This window comes from Ectobacillus sp. JY-23, from assembly GCF_023022965.1.
Taxonomy (GTDB): Bacteria; Bacillota; Bacilli; order Bacillales; family Bacillaceae_G; genus Ectobacillus.
This window is the reverse complement of record NZ_CP095462.1, coordinates 54,734-73,843: the sequence shown is the minus strand read 5'-3', so window position 1 is coordinate 73,843 and position 19,110 is coordinate 54,734. Positions and strand designations below refer to the sequence as shown.

General features: G+C 40.9%; 22 protein-coding genes. 10 read left to right on the top strand and 12 right to left on the bottom strand.

From position 1 onward, the window contains the following. Positions 1-141: 141 nt before the first annotated feature. Positions 142-1,896: a B12-binding domain-containing radical SAM protein gene (locus MUG87_RS00370; RefSeq protein WP_247084496.1), complete on the top strand. Its 1,755-nt coding sequence runs from the start codon at positions 142-144 to the stop codon at positions 1,894-1,896. A gap of 20 nt (positions 1,897-1,916) precedes the next feature. Here the strand turns inward: MUG87_RS00370 and MUG87_RS00365 are convergent, their stop codons facing one another. Continuing rightward, the gene (locus MUG87_RS00365) at positions 1,917-2,069 is read right to left on the bottom strand and encodes a hypothetical protein (RefSeq protein ID WP_247084495.1); all 153 of its coding nucleotides are present in this window, start codon (positions 2,067-2,069) and stop codon (positions 1,917-1,919) included. Positions 2,070-2,205: 136 nt separating this feature from the next. On the opposite strand from MUG87_RS00365, the gene MUG87_RS00360 reads away from it, so the two are divergent. Further along, complete coding sequence (locus MUG87_RS00360) at positions 2,206-2,544, top strand: DUF3905 domain-containing protein (RefSeq protein WP_247084494.1); 339 nt, start codon at positions 2,206-2,208, stop codon at positions 2,542-2,544. A gap of 33 nt (positions 2,545-2,577) precedes the next feature. On the opposite strand, the gene phaC is transcribed toward MUG87_RS00360, so the two are convergent. Genes phaC through phaR form a run of 3 tightly spaced genes read right to left on the bottom strand, consistent with a single transcriptional unit; the run spans position 2,578 to position 4,929 of the window. After that, positions 2,578-3,663: a class III poly(R)-hydroxyalkanoic acid synthase subunit PhaC gene (gene phaC / locus MUG87_RS00355; protein WP_247084493.1), complete on the bottom strand. Its 1,086-nt coding sequence runs from the start codon at positions 3,661-3,663 to the stop codon at positions 2,578-2,580. Positions 3,664-3,713: 50 nt separating this feature from the next. After that, the gene (gene phbB, locus MUG87_RS00350; RefSeq protein WP_247084492.1) at positions 3,714-4,457 is read right to left on the bottom strand and encodes an acetoacetyl-CoA reductase; all 744 of its coding nucleotides are present in this window, start codon (positions 4,455-4,457) and stop codon (positions 3,714-3,716) included. Positions 4,458-4,497: 40 nt separating this feature from the next. Beyond that, positions 4,498-4,929 carry a polyhydroxyalkanoic acid synthase subunit PhaR gene (gene phaR / locus MUG87_RS00345; RefSeq protein ID WP_368042550.1) on the bottom strand — a complete coding sequence of 144 codons (432 nt, stop codon included), beginning with the start codon at positions 4,927-4,929 and terminating at the stop codon, positions 4,498-4,500. A 189-nt stretch (positions 4,930-5,118) separates the two neighbouring features. Between phaR and phaQ the strand changes: the two genes are divergently transcribed. The 8 genes from phaQ (at position 5,119) to MUG87_RS00305 (ending at position 11,649) form a co-directional block, all read left to right on the top strand. Then, a complete protein-coding gene (gene phaQ / locus MUG87_RS00340) occupies positions 5,119-5,547 on the top strand; it encodes a poly-beta-hydroxybutyrate-responsive repressor (RefSeq protein ID WP_247084491.1) in 429 nt (142 codons plus the stop codon). A gap of 220 nt (positions 5,548-5,767) precedes the next feature. Next, positions 5,768-6,289, top strand: coding sequence for a polyhydroxyalkanoic acid inclusion protein PhaP (gene phaP, locus MUG87_RS00335; protein ID WP_247087828.1), 522 nt, complete (start codon positions 5,768-5,770; stop codon positions 6,287-6,289). Between the two features lie 64 nt (positions 6,290-6,353). Further along, positions 6,354-6,797: a MaoC family dehydratase gene (locus tag MUG87_RS00330; protein ID WP_247084490.1), complete on the top strand. Its 444-nt coding sequence runs from the start codon at positions 6,354-6,356 to the stop codon at positions 6,795-6,797. Positions 6,798-6,912: 115 nt separating this feature from the next. Next, positions 6,913-7,098 (top strand): alpha/beta-type small acid-soluble spore protein, encoded by a 186-nt coding sequence (locus tag MUG87_RS00325; protein ID WP_124562846.1) that lies wholly within the window; start codon positions 6,913-6,915, stop codon positions 7,096-7,098. Positions 7,099-7,257: 159 nt separating this feature from the next. Beyond that, complete coding sequence (locus MUG87_RS00320; protein WP_247084489.1) at positions 7,258-8,325, top strand: SDR family oxidoreductase; 1,068 nt, start codon at positions 7,258-7,260, stop codon at positions 8,323-8,325. Positions 8,326-8,340: 15 nt separating this feature from the next. Then, complete coding sequence (locus tag MUG87_RS00315) at positions 8,341-9,657, top strand: TrkH family potassium uptake protein (protein ID WP_247084488.1); 1,317 nt, start codon at positions 8,341-8,343, stop codon at positions 9,655-9,657. Between the two features lie 249 nt (positions 9,658-9,906). Continuing rightward, the gene (locus MUG87_RS00310; RefSeq protein ID WP_247084487.1) at positions 9,907-10,656 is read left to right on the top strand and encodes a TerC family protein; all 750 of its coding nucleotides are present in this window, start codon (positions 9,907-9,909) and stop codon (positions 10,654-10,656) included. A 165-nt stretch (positions 10,657-10,821) separates the two neighbouring features. Further along, entirely contained in the window at positions 10,822-11,649 is an 828-nt protein-coding gene (locus MUG87_RS00305; RefSeq protein WP_368042549.1) for a formate/nitrite transporter family protein, read from the top strand. Positions 11,650-11,698: 49 nt separating this feature from the next. Here the strand turns inward: MUG87_RS00305 and MUG87_RS00300 are convergent, their stop codons facing one another. The 8 genes from MUG87_RS00300 to MUG87_RS00265 form a co-directional block, all read right to left on the bottom strand. After that, positions 11,699-12,376 carry a hypothetical protein gene (locus MUG87_RS00300; protein ID WP_247084486.1) on the bottom strand — a complete coding sequence of 226 codons (678 nt, stop codon included), beginning with the start codon at positions 12,374-12,376 and terminating at the stop codon, positions 11,699-11,701. Beyond that, complete coding sequence (locus MUG87_RS00295; protein WP_247084485.1) at positions 12,376-12,945, bottom strand: hypothetical protein; 570 nt, start codon at positions 12,943-12,945, stop codon at positions 12,376-12,378. The genes MUG87_RS00300 and MUG87_RS00295 overlap by 1 nt, the downstream gene beginning before the upstream one ends. Before the next feature lie 3 nt (positions 12,946-12,948). Continuing rightward, positions 12,949-13,887 (bottom strand): type IV pilus biogenesis protein PilM, encoded by a 939-nt coding sequence (gene pilM / locus MUG87_RS00290; protein ID WP_247084484.1) that lies wholly within the window; start codon positions 13,885-13,887, stop codon positions 12,949-12,951. A gap of 15 nt (positions 13,888-13,902) precedes the next feature. Beyond that, on the bottom strand, positions 13,903-14,649 hold the full coding sequence (locus MUG87_RS00285) for a prepilin peptidase (RefSeq protein ID WP_281503666.1): 747 nt from the start codon (positions 14,647-14,649) through the stop codon (positions 13,903-13,905). Positions 14,650-14,742: 93 nt separating this feature from the next. Beyond that, positions 14,743-15,192, bottom strand: a complete 450-nt coding sequence (locus MUG87_RS00280; RefSeq protein WP_247084483.1) for a type IV pilin protein — start codon at positions 15,190-15,192, stop codon at positions 14,743-14,745. A 19-nt stretch (positions 15,193-15,211) separates the two neighbouring features. Then, a complete protein-coding gene (locus MUG87_RS00275; protein ID WP_247084481.1) occupies positions 15,212-16,417 on the bottom strand; it encodes a type II secretion system F family protein in 1,206 nt (401 codons plus the stop codon). 1 nt (position 16,418) lies between these two features. Further along, the gene (locus tag MUG87_RS00270; protein WP_247084479.1) at positions 16,419-17,447 is read right to left on the bottom strand and encodes a type IV pilus twitching motility protein PilT; all 1,029 of its coding nucleotides are present in this window, start codon (positions 17,445-17,447) and stop codon (positions 16,419-16,421) included. A 9-nt stretch (positions 17,448-17,456) separates the two neighbouring features. Further along, a complete protein-coding gene (locus MUG87_RS00265; RefSeq protein ID WP_247084477.1) occupies positions 17,457-19,106 on the bottom strand; it encodes a GspE/PulE family protein in 1,650 nt (549 codons plus the stop codon). Positions 19,107-19,110: the final 4 nt, after the last annotated feature.

Sequence of the window (19,110 nt, the reverse complement as noted above, 5' to 3'; positions counted from 1 at the left end):
ACTTTTTTTCTCTTAGTAAAGTATATGATGTAGGTTTAGAAAAGTGTACAAAAAGTTGTGTATATGCAATTTCCATTGTATTTTTGTTTTGAAGTGCCTATACTAGAAGTTATGACTAAAATTAGAGTCGAGGTTGATAAAATGAACGTAATCATGAGTACTTTGAATGCAAAATATATTCATACCAATTTGGCAATCCGTTACATTAAAGCTTATGCCGCACCCGAATTTGATATAGATATGGCGGAATATACGATTAAAGATCCTGCTATGAATATTGTAACAGACTTGTACAGACGAAACCCAGATGTAATTGGTTTTAGCTGTTATATTTGGAACATTGAAGAAACCATACAAGTCATGAAAATGCTAAAAAAAATTAATCCTGACCTAATCTTATTTGCAGGCGGTCCCGAAGTGTCCTACGATGTAAGAGAATGGCTAGAGCGTGTCCCAGAGCTTGATTTCATTATTATCGGTGAAGGAGAAGCTGCCGTTAAAAATTTATTGCTTGAGATACAAGGTGCCAAGCAATACGAAACGCTAGATGGTATCGCCTTTTTACAGAATGGCAAATTTATTATGAAACCGCAACGAGAAAAGCTGAAATTAAACGAACTTCCATCTCCGTACCGCTTTCCGGAAGATATCCCGCACCTTGGCAAACGTATCACATATATAGAAACAAGTCGCGGCTGTCCGTTTAGCTGTCAATTTTGCTTATCTTCTATTGAAGTTGGTGTACGCTATTTTGACCGTGAACGTATTAAAGATGATATTCGCTATTTAATGGCAAACGGTGCCCGGGTGATTAAATTTGTCGATCGTACATTTAACATCAGTCGTAGCTATGCAATGGATATGTTTCAATTCTTAATTGATGAGCATGTGCCTGGCACTGTGTTTCAATTTGAAATTACAGCGGATATTATGCGTCCTGAAGTGATTCAATTCTTGAATGACAATGCCCCGGCAGGTCTATTCCGCTTTGAAATCGGCGTACAATCAACAAATGATCGCACAAACGAGCTCGTTATGCGTCGTCAAAACTTCGAAAAACTATCTCGTACAGTTACAATGGTAAAAGATGGAGGGAAGATTGACCAGCACTTAGATTTAATTGCTGGCCTTCCCGAAGAAAATTATGATTCCTTTAAAAAGACTTTTAACGATGTATTTGCGATGCGCCCTGAAGAATTGCAGCTTGGCTTTTTGAAAATGTTGCGCGGTACTGGCTTGCGTCTACGTGCAAAAGATCATAACTATATATATATGGATCGTGCGCCGTATGAAATATTGGGCAATAACATTTTACCGTTTTCTGATATTATTCGCATCAAACAAGTTGAGGATGTGCTGGAGAAGTACTGGAATGCCCACAGAATGGATTATACGGTAGAATACTTAGTTAATGAAGTGTTCGCAACGCCGTTTGATTTCTTCCAAGACTTTGGTAGCTACTGGGATGAACAAGGATGGGCACGCATTGGACATCAACTTGAGGACCTATTTAAACGCCTCTATCAATTCCTGGATGAGATGGAAGTGCCGCAAACGCCGGTTATTAAGGACTTAATGAAACTTGACTATTTACGTCACCATAAGCATCGTCCTCGTAAGCCTTGGTGGGATGAACGCCTATCCAAGCAAGAATTAACAGAGTTATACCATATGATTGCAGAACAGCCTATTCGATTTGGAGATTCCTTTGCTACTCTAGGCTTGTCTGAGAAAGATGCAAACAAGCATATTATCGTGGAACCGATAGGCTTTGATTTTGAAACATTTATGCGTACCGGCAACATTATCCAAACACCTTCTATTGTTGCTGCATACTTTAATCCGAAAACACAGCAATGTGAACTATATGGTATGAATGAAGCAGTAAAAAGCTGAGGCGGTGCACCTCAGCTTTTTTAGTGTTGCTTTCCCTTTTTAGAGTTGCGGTTGGCATATTTGTTCACATCTTCATTTGCATATTCCACCGCAAATTCTGCATCCGGTAGGCTTTCTTTTGGTGTTTTATTATGATTAGTCGCCGGTTGATACGCCACTTTACGTTTTGCCATAATAATATCCCCCTATAAAATGATTTGGTTTTTAGTATGTGTGGAATAATAAAAATGATAAGAAGAAAAAGCTGGTAAGCACTTGCTCTTTCTAACATAAGACATACAATATTCTCATATAGACAAGGAGTCATTTGTGATGAAAAAAGAACAAGTACCCTCCCCTATTTTAGATGAAACCATTCCGCATCAAATGAACTTTCCCTCGTTTAAAGGAACGGGTATTACAATGGAAGAACCATTTGTGAATGAGTATGGGGTAATGATTGGAGACAGCCTGTACAATTCCGCTAATAGTCCCTTAAACAACTGGAGTGACGAAATAGACCCTGCCATAATGGCCGGGGAAGAATGGATTCATCCTACGAATGATATCGGTTGGACTTCTGAGGAAAATCAGGAATTGCTTGAAGAAAAACGCGTTGATAATGGTCCTGAACTATTTATGCATCCGCAATATGGTATTACAGATTAAATCTATAAAAAACAGCCTGCAAAAGCAGGCTGTTTACTTAGATCGTTTTAAAAGCCAATCACCAATTGTTGGATATGTTTTCTTAAGTGCCGTACCACCGTATACAACAGACATATGCCCCGTCGGCAAGCAAACATACTCAGCATCCTTGCTGGAGATATGCTCGTGTAATGCTTGTACCTGGCATGGCATTGCAATATGATCACGATCGGCAGAAATATTCAGTACGCTCGCTTTAATGTTTTCTAAACGCACCTTTTGACCTCGTATTTCCAGTTTGCCTTGAACAAGCTTATTTTGCTGGTAAAAGTCACGAATCCATTGTCTGTAGGACTCACCTGGAAACGGAATGCCATCCGCTACCCATTTTTGTACCAGCTTCCAGCTCTCTACAAAGCGTTGATTGTCAGAACGGTCTAATAAAGAGATATATGGTCCTGCGAAGTTCGTAATCGGCTTTAGCATTTTATTACCAAAATCAATCATTTCTGGTGGAATGTTACCATATGTGTCAACTGCTTTATCAAGATTAAAATACTTCTCATCTAAAAGTGGTCCATATAAGCCCGTATCAGAAAAGTCAAATGGACTTGTCATAAAGATAAGATTTCGAATCGGCATGTGCGGATGAAGTGCCGCATAAATAGATGTAAGCGTTCCACCCATACAATAGCCAAGTATTGAGATTTCACTTGCTCCTGATGTTCGAAGCACCTTTTTTACCGCTTTTGCAATATAATCCATTACGAAATCATCAAATTGCAGCGTATGATCTTCCGGGCCAAACGTACCCCAATCCAGCAGATATACATCAAATCCTCGATCTACTAGATATTCAACCAAGCTATTCCCGGGTGTTAAATCCATGATATACGGCTTGTTGATTAATGCATATACCAATAATAGCGGTACACGATGCGTTTTCTCTTTCTTTGGAATATACCGGTATAACTTTGACTTGTTTTTGGTCCAAATGACTTGTTTCGGTGTTAACCCTACCTGTGGCTCTGGATCACGCCATAATACGTCACCTGCACGTTTTAAGCGTTTATATGCCTGCTTATACTCTGCAGGATATAATTCCAATTGCTTTTCCCATTCTTCCAGTAATGTCGCCATTTTTTATCCCCCTCTGAAAAAAGAAGTGCAAATGCACCTCTTCTTATGTATTACATATACAAGCCACCATTGATGTTCAACTGTTGTCCTGTTACATAGGCACCATCACGGCATAGATATAGCACACCTTTTGCAATCTCCTCAGGTACACCAAAGCGCTTTTTCGGTATTTTTGCAACGATTTGCTCACGCACTGCCTCTGGTACCTCGGCCACCATTTCCGTGTCGATAAAACCTGGGCAAATTGCATTTACTGTTACATTCGTACGAGCCAGCTCAAGCGCAAGTGATTTTGTGAAACCAACCATACCTGCTTTTGCTGCGGCATAGTTAGTTTGTCCAAATCCGCCAGATTGACCGATAATGGAAGAGATGTTAATGATGCGCCCAGCCTCCGATTCAGTAATGTAAGGAAGAACAGCACTTGTCGTGTTATAAAGGCTACTAAGATTCACATCAATAACGCGGTCCCAATCTTCGCGGCTTAATTTCTTGAATGTACGATCTCTTGTGATACCTGCATTATTGATGACAATATCCACTTGACCAAAGCGCTTTACCGCTTCATCAATCAGCGTACGAGCCTCTTTCAATTTTGAAACATCCGCCTGTACTGCGTGCGCCTCGCACCCTTCTAAAACAAGTTTGTTCACCAAAGCTTGTGCTGCATCCTGACTGCTGTTGTAATTAATAACTACTTTTACACCTTCTTTTGCAAGAGCCGTGGTAATCGCTTCTCCGATTCCTTTTGCTCCGCCTGTTACAATTGCTACTTTGCCCTGTAATTGAACCATACCTGCTCCTCCTCACAAAGATATCTATAGAATCAAAAGCTTAACGCTTCGACTCTTCCGGTTGAGTTGCTTTTTCTAAATAATTCAAAATTTTGTCCACTTTGTTTTCAAGTGTACGGAGATCACTCTTTAGCTTTGTCATATCTCGTTTGGATGTGGAAGACTGTTCTAAACCATCAATTTTATCTTCCAGAAACTCTTCAATGCGATCTACTTTGTTTTCCAAATTTACAATCAAAGATGCAACACGAGCAATATCTTCTTGTGTAGGTATATTCATTTTTTCAAGATACCCTTTGGTTACATCATTAATCATTTTCTGATAAAATAAATTCATATCCAGCACACTACCCATCCAAGCGGAATACTCTTCTGTTTTGAGCGTTTCATTCAATGTCTTGCCCCAGTACTTTTCCGTTTGATCGTAAGCATCCTTCCAAGCTTTCATTGGGTCAAACTTTTGATCCATCATTCTCCCACCCCTTTTGTGTATGTATAATAAAAATTCTTTCTATTCTTTATTTTCCGATATTTAACTCTTCATATCAAGTGTATTTTGATTTTTTTGTATTTTCCCAATTTTTTATTGACGCAGAAAACAGATAGGTGTAAATTACACATATAAGAAATATATACCTTTATGTAAAATGAGGTGACTAAGATGACAAATGAACAGAAAATAAAAGACGACGGTAGTTCACACGCACCCAAGAACTTTCTTGTACCTTTTGTACTTCTTTGCTTAAAAGATTGGAACATGCATGGTTACAGGCTCATTCAAACACTGATTGACATGGGCTTTTCTACTATCGATCAAGGCAATGTGTATCGCACACTTCGAAAGCTTGAAAAAGAAAACCTAATCTCTTCTACATGGGATACAAGTGAAGGTGGACCAGCAAAACGTATCTACTCCATCACAGAATACGGCGAACAATACCTTTCCGCATGCGCAGGCTCCTTTGCGCACTACCAGAAAATGCTCGGCACCTTCTTCAACATGTACACAAATGCATTCTTTCCATTTACCAACATCCAAGACCCAAACAAAACAACCCAAACAACCAAACCAAGTCACCCTGCAGAATAACTGCATTGACAATAGAAAAGCGGAAGCGGCTCGCTTAGGTGCCGAAGCTAAGGTTCTCCCCCCATAAAGGCACTCTCTGCCTTTATGGGGGGAGGTTCTTGGCTCGTAGCACCTAGCCGCTGGAGCTGGACATCACGAAAAGCGGAGCCAATCGCTCAGCTCTATAGGAACCTGCTTTTCACCTTTGTAAGCATATTACTTAATAGGAGGCTGTATAATGATGGAAAACAAATCTTATGAACTGGTAGAAGCTTTTTGGAACAATTGGTCGCACTCTCTTACTTCACTAGCATCAGCAGGAAAGCAAATGGAGAAGTTCACACTGGAAGCGATGCAGCAGCAACAGGAATCCTTGCAAAGAATGGCACAAGGTCTTGAAGTGATGGAGCAAGAAATGAAGCAACATACAACGCAAGCAGGTGCGCAATATGCGGAATATATGAAGCAATTTGCCGCCGGCCAATTCTCCTCACAAATTGAAGAATGGCAGAAAAAATGGAACGAAGTATCACAGCAAATGCAGCAAGCTTCCGTTTCTCCTGCTAAGGTTTCACTAAACGCTCTTGCTCAAACAGCAGGACAGCTCGAGGACGCTTTTAAGCAAGTTCTCTCTCAACAACATTCACAACGCGAAGAGGCTCAAAAACAGATGGAACAGTTTATGAATGAGCTGAAAACGATGCAGCTTGAGCTTTTAAGAAAAACACAAGAAGGCGCAAAACAATTTCTCCCTTCTCTTTAACAGTGCAGATCATCCGCTTCATTCCGTCCTCAGCGCGCTTTCGCTATATAAAAAGGAGGAACACATGAACATTTTTGAACAGGCGGCCCACGTTTATGAGCGTCCCTATGCTGATATCACAATTGGCGAGCAGGCCTTACTTGTCAAAACTATTACTCATGCAGATATTGAAGCGTACGCAGCACTAACAGGTGATGTGAATCCTGTGCATTTATTGGAGGATTTCGCAAAGCACACTATGTTTAAAGAACGCATTGCGCATGGCATGTTAATTGCAAGCTATATTTCAACCGTCCTCGGCACGAAATTGCCTGGCAAAAACACCATTTACCTATCACAGCAAGTATCATTCCGAGCGCCAGTCAAGATTGGCGATACTATTCGTATCGTTGCAGAAGTCACAGAGAAGCGCGACGACAAAAAAATGATTACGCTTACCACCAATGTCTATAATCAGTTTGAGAAAGTGGTGGTGACTGGTATAGCAGTTGTAATGAAACTAAACTAGATATCCAACAACTGACATGTTCGCCTGATACTTCCGCGTATGCCTACCATGTATTGTTCGTATGCTAGTAGTACCAGCCCAGCGCTGGAATGCATAGCATAAAGGAGAACCAAACATGGCACGTACAAATAAATTATTAGTACCAGGTGTTGAACAAGCGCTTGATCAATTTAAATACGAAATTGCAAGTGAATTTGGTGTAAATCTTGGCTCTGATACAGCAGCTCGTTCTAACGGCTCTGTTGGCGGAGAAGTGACAAAACGTCTTGTTGCGATGGCGCAAAGTCAATTGCGCGGTTAATTGTATAACTATGGCTACGGGCGGATTTTCCGCCCGTTTTTCGTATATAAAATTTATATAGTTTTTCAACTTATAAAAGAATGTTGGTTTCTATTTATATGTATTTAGGGAGGATTTCTTCTCTTCCCCCTATAATTAAGAAGAAAAGGGGGAAAATGTATGAACACTTACTTTTTAACTGGCTTTCCCGGTTTTATTGCCAAACAACTTGTTGCACAAATCCAAAAGGACCACATTGTTTCTCATATGTATATGCTCGTGCTGCCTTCCATGTTGAAAAAAGCAGAAGCGGCTGTACCAAAAGGTTTATCGTATACGTTATTGCCTGGTGATATTACAAAAGAAAATTTAGGTCTTTCACACGATACCCTGGCCATGCTTCGCGAAACCGTAACACATGTATTTCATTTGGCAGCCGTGTACGACCTAGCCATTTCTAAACAAATTGCATATGAAGTGAATGTAAAGGGGACAGCCAATATGAATACATTTTGTCAGTCCTTACATCATCTGCAGCGCTATACGTATTTTAGTACTGCATATGTCGCTGGCATGCGGGAAGGTGACATATTTGAAACAGAGCTCGTAATGGGACAGGTCTTTAAAAACTTTTATGAGCAAACAAAATATGAAGCTGAAGTCTTGGTGGACCAATTGAAAGAAGTATTGCCTATTACAATTATTCGTCCTGGCATTGTCGTAGGCCATTCAACCACTGGTGAAACTGCAAAATTTGATGGCCCCTATTTTATTTTAAATGTCTTTCATGCCCTGCGGCACATCCCCCTTCTTCCATATATCGGCAGAGGTCTGGCAGAAGGTAATTTTGTTCCTGTAGACTTTATCATACAAGCTACTTCTTATTTAAGTCATCATGCAATAGGTGTTGGCAAAACATATCAATTGACCGATCCTCGTCCCTATACAGTAAAAGAGGTGTATCGTATGCTTATGCGCGAGTTTTTAGGGCGTGAACCAAAGTTTCATATTCGCTTAGCTTATATGCGCCGTATTCTCTCTTTCCCACGGGCCCGAAGATTGTTACGGACTGAAAAAGAAGCTTTAGATTATTTTATTTGTAAAGCACGTTATCGATGTGATCAAACCACTGCCGACTTACAACACACAAATATTGCTTGTCCTGATTTCAAGGATGTAGTGCCGCGTATCGTTGCATACTATAAGGAGCATAGGGATAATCAAGCAAAGCATATCACCATTAGATAGTCATAGGAGGCTTCTATGAAGAAAGCAAACGTACATATGAGTCCCCCCCGCTTTTTAACGTTAGCCTTTATTGTTTTGGCTGGCATGGGCACTCTTTTATTAAAGTTACCATTTGCTACAACAAAGCCGTTAGCTTGGGTAGATGCCCTATTCACTTGCATCTCGGCTTTTACCGTAACCGGCCTTGGCGTAGTAGATACAGGCACACATTTTACGCTATTCGGTCAACTCGTGATTTTAACACTTATTCAAGTTGGCGGTCTCGGTATGATGACATTTGCAATTATTGTTTTTATTATGCTGGGTAAAAAAATTGGTCTTCACAATCGCATTTTGTTACAGCAGGCCTTAAATCAACTCAATATCGGTGGTGTCATTCGTCTCGCAAAGGCTCTTCTAATTTTTTCTTTATCGGTAGAATTTATTGCGTTTGTGTTGCTGTGTTTGGAATGGGTACCTCGCTATGGTTGGCAAAAGGGGACGTACTTTAGCTTCTTTCATGCCATTTCCGCTTATAACAATGCAGGCTTCTCCATCTGGCCCGATAATTTAATGCGCCATGTACACAGTCCGCTTGTAAATGTGATCATTACCACACTTATTATTATTGGTGGTCTGGGCTTTACGGTTTTAATTGATGTATGGAAAAAACGTAATTTTAAACAACTTAGTCTTCATTCTAAATTAATGCTGGTTTCCACATTGGTCATCAATATTGTCGCTACAGTGCTCATTTTACTCTTAGAATACAACGGAGCAGCTATGAGCGGCTTATCTTTTTTTGATAAAACAATGAGCGCTTATTTTCAAGCTGTTACCACTAGAACAGCCGGCTTCAACACACTTGATATCGCCAAGCTATCCGATTCAACTATCTTATTTATGTGTGTGCTCATGATTATTGGAGCAGGTAGTGCTTCAACAGGTGGCGGCATTAAACTCACCACATTTTTAATTATGATTCTTGGTGTTATGAAATTCATACGAGAACAGCAGGAAATTTCTGTATTTAGAAAATCTATTAAAGACAGCACTATTATTAAAGCGCTATCTATTACGATGGTTGCGGTCATTTTGATTTTTGCAGGAATTATTGCGCTGACCATTACTGAAAAGGTACCTACTCCTCTCATTATTTTTGAAGTATGCTCAGCGTTTGGGACAGTAGGTCTTACAATGGGGCTTACCTTTAATTTAACTGTAATGGGGAAATTCATTATTTCCTTCATGATGTTCGCAGGAAAAGTTGGTCCTTTAACACTTGCGTTTACAATTTCGAAATCCAAACCTGTTAAAATTAAGCATCCTTCTGAAGATATCTTAACCGGCTGAAAAACGAGATATTTGTCTCATATAAATCGTTGACAGAACCATCCTTCCTTCATAAAATAGAAATAACAAGATAGCTCCAAAGGGGAGTAGCGGCAGAAAGCTTAGCTTTCTGTAACAAAGTCGTCATTACATGGATTTTTCCATCGGCTTTGTTGACATTTACCAACATGTCCAGCAAGACCTTTGCCAACACTAAAGTGGCAGAGGTCTTTTTTATGTCCTCCTGCCAAAATGAGAGGAGAATGGTTAATGGATTTTGCAATTTTGTTGGAGTATGGGTGGGTATTGCTCATTCTGATTGCGCTAGAGGGCATTTTAGCAGCTGATAACGCACTTGTACTCGCAATTATGGTAAAACATTTACCAGAAGGTCAACGTAAGAAAGCTTTATTTTATGGCTTAGCTGGTGCATTCATTTTTCGCTTCGGATCACTGTTTCTCATTTCGTTTCTTGTCGACGTATGGCAAGTACAAGCGATTGGTGCAATGTATTTAATATTTATTGCTGTATCGCATTTTATGAAGAAAAAAGTGGTCAAGGAACAAAAAGAACGGACAGACGGCTTTTGGTTGACAGTGCTTAAAGTAGAATTGGCAGATATTGCTTTTGCTGTAGATTCTATTTTGGCAGCAGTGGCACTTGCTGTAACATTGCCAAAACTTGGGGGCGGGACAATTGGCGGGTTAAATACAGGTCAATTTCTAGTTATTTTAGCAGGTGGCGTAATCGGACTTATCATTATGCGCTTTGCCGCTAACTATTTCGTTGCCTTACTTCAAAAACGACCGGGGCTTGAAAGTGCCGCATTTCTCATTGTTGGCTGGGTAGGCGTAAAATTGGCTGTTTATACATTGTCTCACCCTTCTCTAAGTGTTCTGCCTTATGATTTTCCAAAGTCTCTTGCTTGGAAAGCTATTTTCTGGGGTGTTCTTCTTTGTATCGCAATTGGCGGTTGGTTTTTTTCAAAACCAAAGCAAGAAGCAGAAAAAGCGCTGTAGCTACAGCGCTTTTTTAATTTTTAATTATATATTAATTTTGTAAGCACTTTCAATATAAAAATGTGAACATTTTGTGACAAACATAAAAGAGTATTGAAAGAGTACAGAAAGAGATGTATCTTAAGGTATGTTAAGAAATTCACATTTATTGATAGAGGTGCCCTTATGGAACAAGGCGTAGATTATTTAGCTGAATTAGCGGTGAAAAAGAAAAAAATGTTGGATACGAACCCGACCGAATATATGCTTCGTGCAATTTTGGCCGGTATTTATATAGGATTTGTCGTGGTTGTTTCCTTCAGACTCGGTGAGTTTTTCCGCGTAGCCGATTCGCCTGCAACTTATATGTCAGCCGCAGCCGCCTTTGGCATTGCACTTGTAATCATTGTGTATGGCGGAGCTGAGTTGTTTACAGGCAATACGATGTACTTTACAGTTGCTACTATGCAAAAACAAACAACAGTAATGGATACCATGCGTAACTGGGTTGCTTGTTATGCAGGTAACTTAATAGGGGCTGTATTTTTCGCAGGTCTCTTTTATGCAACTGGTCTTTTTGAAACGATTACAGAATCTCATCTCCTCAACAAAGTAGCTGATACCAAAATGAATGCAACAACCATGCATTTGTTTTTTAAAGGTATTTTGTGTAACTGGCTCGTTTGCTTGGCTTGCTTTTTGCCCGCTCGTGTAAAAGGCGATGGTGCAAAAATTGCGATGATGATGCTCATCGTGTTTGCATTCTTCATCTCAGGCTATGAGCACAGTATTGCTAACTTGGCTATTTTCTCTCTATCTCTTATTCACACCCATCCTGATACAGTAACCTTAGCAGGTGCACTACACAACTTGGTACCTGTTACACTTGGTAATATTGTCGGCGGTTCTGTATTTGTTGGTATGGTATATCAATACTTCAACATGCCAAAGGCAGCAACACAGAAACAAGTGGAAGAGATAGAAGAAGTTGAATTACAAACAGCGGAAGCGTAAAATCAAAAAACCAGCCTTGATTCAAGGCTGGTTTTTTGATTGTTTTCGATTATTTACACACCTGAGGCTCAAGTGGATTACTGCGGTCTTTACAAAGCGACGGTAATTCAAGCTGTGTTACATTCTGCTCTAGCTCTTTGGCAGGTACATAATACGTTGCAAGTGTTATGGTACATTTGTAAGGCTCCTGCGTCATATCAGCAGAGACAATTTCCTCACGTCCTTTAAAGTCAATGCTCTGTACATGCGTGATGCGTGCCATATTTTCCATAGTATCAATAAAAGATTGCAGTTGTTCGTATGCCGTATATTTCACTTCTACACTCAATACAATAGGTATCGGCTTCAACTTTGCTTCTGTCACCTTGCCTTCCTTCATTCCGCCTGCGGGAACTACGGCTCCTGCTCCCTCTTGGATAACCGTACTTTGTATGACGGCACCTGATATGCTTTCAGCGTTGGCCAGATCTAAAATATACTGATCGAGCAAAGGTTTAGTTGGCAATTTTTGCAGCATAAATTGTGTATTGCCGGTAGTAGCGACCACTGGCTTTTGCTTTTGCTTTCTCTTCGCTTGCAGCATGTTCTCCACTTTTATTTCTTGCTTCTTTTGTTCCACCTCTAATTGCAATTCCTTTACTACTGTAAAATGGATATACAAACATACAAGACCACTTAATACAAGTAGCGCTGCAGCAATACTGATTTGACATTTGGAGGCGCTCATTACTCACCCTCCTGCTTTAACAATTTCAGTTGCTCAGGCTGTAGTTTAATTTCAAAATTTGCTACATAGCGCGGCATGCCCTGCACTGCTCCCTCTTCATCCTGCAGCTCGATAGCATTTAATTTTGTAAGCTTTGCATATTTAACCCACTTCTCCGTTTGTAAGCGGCTATAGTAAAAAGCTGCATCTTGTTTTTCGTCAAAACGGATATCTAAAACGATTACACCTGGTTCTTTATAGGAGAAACTTTCATAAACACCTCTTCCTGGTAATAATACTGTCAGGTGTTTTAATAATGGTACAGTTGGTAATTTAGTTGTTTCTAATTCGTCAACCAAAGACTTGATGGAAATCCCTTGTGGTACTGACACTTCTTGCTCATTCTTCTCAGCTTGTGCTCTTACAACAAGGAGCTGCTTTTGCGTAATATCACGCTCTTTTGTAAGCTTCGTTACCTGCATATACATCCAGCTTATCAATCCAATCATCACCACAACTGCTAATAAAAGCACCCACTTAGATGATGTTTCTTTTTCTTGTTTTGGTAATAAGTTCACATTGATGCTCATACACTACACTCCCTTTAAAGACAAGCCAAGGGCCGGATAATACTTAGGTGATAATTCTTCGGTAATGTCCAGATGCTCAACGGGAAAGGAAAAGCGGCTCTCCATAATACTTTGCAACTCCTGCCGAAGCGGATGATCGCCAATTAAAATAATTTTTTGAATTTCGCGTGAACCTTGTCCAAACGAATATTGATAAAAATGTAAAATGCGATCAATTTCTTCTAAAAGTTCATCTACCTGAAGCATGATTGCCGTGCGATCATGCACAAAAACCTCGTCATCCACCACTTCAATCGCACCCTCTACCATCACACTTTGTGTTTGCATGAACACCGGTGCGCCGTCTTGAAAGATTGTTAAATTGGCATCGAATAAGTCCAGCTTAACTAGTAGCATTTCTTCTGCCTTCGTCGCTTGTTGCATACAACGATACAATGAGAAAAATGCAAGGGAAGAAATGTCTGCAGAAATAGGTTTTACCTTAACACGCTTAAGCATTTCCGCATAGCTTACGACTACATCTTCCGGTGCTGCAAACAATAATATTTCACGTTTATCTTCTTTTTCGCCAAGCACCGTATAATCAATCGTTGGCTGGTCAAACGGCAAGTGAATCGTTCTCCCCAGTTCAAAAAAGATATAACCACGAATCTCTTCATCAGTTACATCACGCGGAATCCATTGCTTTCGTACAACAACGTACGAATCTGGAACCAAAAAATGCACATGTTTATTCTTCAATCCCCACTTGTTTACGCAATTTCGCAGAATAACTTCAAATACCTGCGGATCAACAATAACACCTTGCTCAATGATGCCCTTTGGCAAATACACTTCATCAACGAGCGGTGCAGCAAGACCTTTTTTGCTGTCTGCATAGCGGATTACATAATCTTTTATTTCTAAACCAATTGTTTTTTTTGTTGGTAATAAAAATTTCATCTGTCCCCACCGCTTTTAAAATAATGAAAAATAAAGTTCTAGCAATTGCACACCAAAAAAATACGCCGTAAGCGTTCCTAGCATAATGAACGGACCGAACGGCATCGGCTTGCCGCGCTGTACATGACCTGTCCACAATCCGATTAATCCAAACACCGTCCCGTAAAACGCAGAAAGCATAAAAGCAAGCAGCACCATCTTAGGTCCCAGCACAAAGCCCAGCAGTCCAAACAGTTTCACATCGCCACCGCCCATACCGCCCTTGCTAATCATGGCAATCGCAAGCAGCAAACCAAATCCAAGCGCTGCGCCAAGTAGATGCTCCCACCAAATCAAATGAGAAAACGGCAGCAAGCCTATAAATACAGCTAAAAATACCAATACGATCTTATTCGGTATTAACATATACGATAAATCCGAGACCACAATGATCATTAGTAAGGAAATGAGCGCCCATGCGATGAACAGCTCCGCGTCCCAACCAATCGCATAAAACGCATAGATAAACAATACGCCTGTTAACAGCTCAAAAACCGCATATATCGGTGAAATTCTTCCGCCGCAGCCGCGGCACTTCCCTTTTTGCCAAAAGTATGACAACACCGGCACAAGCTCTCTTGCTCCCAGTTTATGTCCACATCTCGTACAAGCCGAGCGCGGACTGACAATCGACTTTCCTACCGGCACCCGCATCCCGACAACATTATAAAACGACCCAAGCACCAAACCGACAACGAACACATACGCATATAACCCAATCAAAGCGTGTCCTCCTGTCTCTTCGTTTTATGATATAAAGAAAGGGTATGAGAAAGGGAACTTAGTGTTCCTTTTCATACCCTTTAAAACTTAATATTATTGAATAGTACGTGGTTTACCATATTCTTTATCAGCATTGATGTCAGCAATTGTTGCATCCGTAAATTGTATTGTAATTTTCCCTACTTGAATTTTACCAGTGTTTAACTCAAATGTTTTTCCATCTCCCGATACTGATACACTATAGCTTTCACCTAGTTTAGCGTTATCAACATATTCCTCTAGTTGACTTTTCGTAATTTCTGTTTCCACAGTTTCACCAGCTTCATTGGTTGTATCAGCAGGTGCACCGTTTTCTGCAACATATGTTTTTGCAGCATTTAAAACTTGAATCGCATCTGCTTTCACTGCATTCTCACGGGACTTTTGAATGACACTACCAATTGTAGGCACTGCAATTGCCGCTACGATACCTAGGATTACAATTACCGCAAGCAATTCAACTAGTGTTAAACCTCTTTCGTTTTTAAGAACTTTTTTCAACATATGTAAATCTCCTCTTTCTTTACATCGAACTATATAATTTAAACAATGGAACCATGATGGCTAATACGATGACCCCGACTGCGCCGGATAAAAACACGACCATAACGGGTTCAATGAGAGCTTTAAAGCCGTCCGCTGCACTTTCTACTTCTGCTTCGTAAAAATCTGCCACTTTAATGAGCATATAATCTAGAGATCCGGTTTTTTCTCCAATCGCAATCATACTCGTGACCAAGGGCGGAAAGACCCAGCTTTGCTTGAGCGGCTCTGAGAGTGTGCTTCCGTTTTGCAGGGATTCCCGCGACTTGCGAAGCGCTCTAGAGACAACTTCATTATTGACGACTTCTTCTGTAATGGATATTGCCTGTAAAATAGGAACTGCACTTGTTACAAGTGAACTCAACGTTCGTGTCATGCGCGCTATAACACTTTTTTGAATTAATTTTCCTATTAAAGGTGTTCTCATTATAGCATAATCGTAATAATATTTACTAGACTTATAGCGCACGATTAACGAAAAATTTATATATAAGAAAATTATCATAAAAATCACTATCCACCAATATTGCTGCATAAGTCCGCTCGATTGTAATACTAGTTTTGTAAGCAGCGGCAGCTCAGTATTATTCTCCTCAAACATCTCAACGAACGTTGGTACAACCTTAACCAATAGAAAAATAACAACAATAATAGCAATGAGCCCTACTGTAATAGGATAAGATAACGCAGATTTGATTTTTTGACGCGTCCGCAGCTGTTTTTCATAATAATTCGCCATGCTTTCTAGCGACTCGTCCAACTTTCCGGTCGCTTCGCCTGCACGCACCATGCTGATGAACATCGGGGCAAACAGACGCTTATGCATAGTATAGGCTTCCGATAACGCGCGGCCCGCACGTAGTTCGTCTTCAATTGCTTGCAGCGTACGGGCAAGTGTTTTACTTTCTGCTTGGCCGCTTAAAACTCGCGTTGCATCTACGACTGTTACCCCTGCTTTCAATAACGTTGCAAACTGTCGTAAATAGATTACAAAATCTCTCAGCTTTAACGGATTGCCTATCGTGATTTCCTTATTCAACAGCGTTTCTGGTGCTTCTTTCACTTCCAGAACGCGTAGCTCACGTTCTCTGAGTCGGTCGTACGCGTCACGTTTAGAAACTGCTGATACCTTCCCTGTTTGCCTTTTACCTGTTTTCGTGCGGACAACATATTGAAACTGTGGCATATTACACCTCCTCTATAAACGACTTTGCGGCTTCATATGAAATTAGCCCCCGTGCCATATACTCTTTTATGCTTGTTTCTAACAAATGCATGCCTTGTTCTTTACTTGTTTGCATAATACTTGGTAGCTGTTCAATTTTTCCTGTGCGAATGAGATTGGCAACAGCTGTATTATTAATTAATATCTCTGTTGCAGCTAGCCTTCCTTGCGCATCCATACGCGGAAACAAGCGCTGCGATACAGATGCCACTAATGTATTAGCTAATTGCAGGCGAATTTTATTTTGTTGTGCTGCCGGAAATACATCAATGATACGCTCCACTGTGGCCGCCGCACTTGAGGTGTGAAGCGTAGCTAGAACGAGATGACCGGTTTCCGCTGCGGTAATGGCTGTGCTGATTGTTTCTAAATCACGCATTTCTCCGACTAAAATCACATCCGGATCTTGCCGAAGTGCCGCCCGTAGTCCGGTCGCAAAGCTGCTTGTATCCTGTCCGACCTCACGTTGCTGAATGACACTTTTCCGATGTGTATGCAGATACTCAATGGGATCTTCGAGCGTTACAATATGCTTGCGCTCGGTGCGGTTTATATGATCGAGCAGTGCTGCAAGCGTAGTAGATTTCCCGCTTCCTGTTGGTCCTGTTATAAGTAAAAGTCCCTGTGGCCTTGTTATCAGCGTTTGTAAAACCAGCGGCAGCTGCAAATCGCTAAGCAGCGGAATCTGCAAAGGAATGATTCTAATCGCCATGGATACTAAGCCGCGCTGCCGAAAAATATTTAAGCGAAAACGTGCTACATCCGGCAATTCATACGAAAAGTCTAGTTCTCCTTGTGCCAGTAGGCGCGCGCGTTGCTCCGCTGTGGTGATGCTGTCGATCATTTCATGGATATCTGCTTCTGTTATGATTTCTTGCATGCGGTGTAATTCGCCGTACAGTCGAAGCGATGGAGGCAGATTGGCTACCACATGGAGATCAGAGGCGTGCATGCGACATGCTTTATACAGTAATTCATGCAGTTTGTTCATCGCAACCTCCTATTGCTCCATAGCTACTTGCAGGACTTCTTCTGTTGTTGTATGGCCCTGCTGTACCTTCAGTAAACCATCCTCTAACAAAAAAATGGTTTGATTGGCAATTGCCAATTCTCGTAACCTTGTAAAACTTGCTCCATTTGCCATTGCTGTACGAATTGCATCATCTACAACAAGAAGCTCATGAATAGCCAAACGACCTTTGTAGCCAGTCATACCACAAGTCGGGCAGCCACGACCGCGCGTAACTGTGTCAATTTGCAACCCGTACTGAATAAAAATATCCTTTTCTCGCTGCGTTGCCGCTGTTTCCATGCGACAATCACGGCATACCCGCCGAATTAACCGCTGTGATACAACCCCTGATAAAGAGGAAGCAAGCAAGAATGGCTCAATCCCCATATCGACAAGACGTGTGATAGTTCCGATGGCACTATTCGTATGAAGAGTGCTGAGAACAAGGTGACCTGTCAATGATGCACGAATTGCAATTTCCGCCGTTTCGCGGTCACGAATTTCTCCAACCATGATGACATTCGGATCTTGACGAAGAATAGAACGAAGTCCAGCCGCAAAGGTCATGCCCGTTCCTGCATTCACCTGAATTTGGTTAATACCTTCGAGCTGATACTCAACAGGATCTTCAATTGTAATAATGTTTACTTCTTCACTATTTAACTTGTTTAACGCAGCATATAATGTCGAAGATTTTCCACTTCCCGTAGGACCAGTGATTAAGACAATACCGTACGGATTTTGAATAAATCGTAAAAAGCGCTCTAAGTTTACTGGATGAAAGCCAAGTTTGGTAATATCGTTTAGTGTATTTCCGAGATCCAGCAAACGGAGAACGAGCTTTTCTCCATAAATTGTCGGTAATGATGAAACCCGCAAATCAATTTGATGAAACTCATAGTTGAATTTAATCCGTCCATCTTGCGGCATACGGTGCTCGGTAATATCCATATTGGCCATAATTTTAATACGTGCTGTCAGCATCCCCTGCATATGCTTTGGCAGCATGCGCTCTGTATGAAGGCGTCCATCAACTCGATACCGTATGATCACCTTTGTTTCCTGGGGATCAATATGAATATCGCTCGCCTTTTGCTGTACAGCACTTTGAATAATCTGGTTTACAAGGACAACAGCAGGCGAATCTTCCTCTTGTATTTCTTCTTGTATCGTTTCTTGTTCGAAGTCCCACTGCTCAAACGAATCTTGTAAATCGTAATAGCGACTGATTGTTCGGAGTACATCATCCTTCATTGCAATCAATGGCTCGATTTGGAAACCAGTAGAAAGGCGCAAATCGTTAATAACAAAGTAGTCCATTGGGTCAACCATCGCCACATACAACTTGTCTCCTTGCTTTTTCAGCGGCACGACTAAGTTCCGTTTTGCTGTTTCCTTCGGGATAAGAGAAAATAGAGTTTCATCAAACGGATAACGATATAAACTAACATGCGGAATACCGAGTTGAAATTCTAGCACTTCAATTAACTGCTGCTCCGTAATATGCCCTCGCTGCAAGAGCGCGTCCCCAAGCTTTTGTCCCGGGTCTTTAGTGCTCAGCGTATGCTGCAATTGTTCCTCAGTTACCAATCCATGTTCAACTAATAAGTCTCCAAGACGTATACGAACTCGTTTCATATTT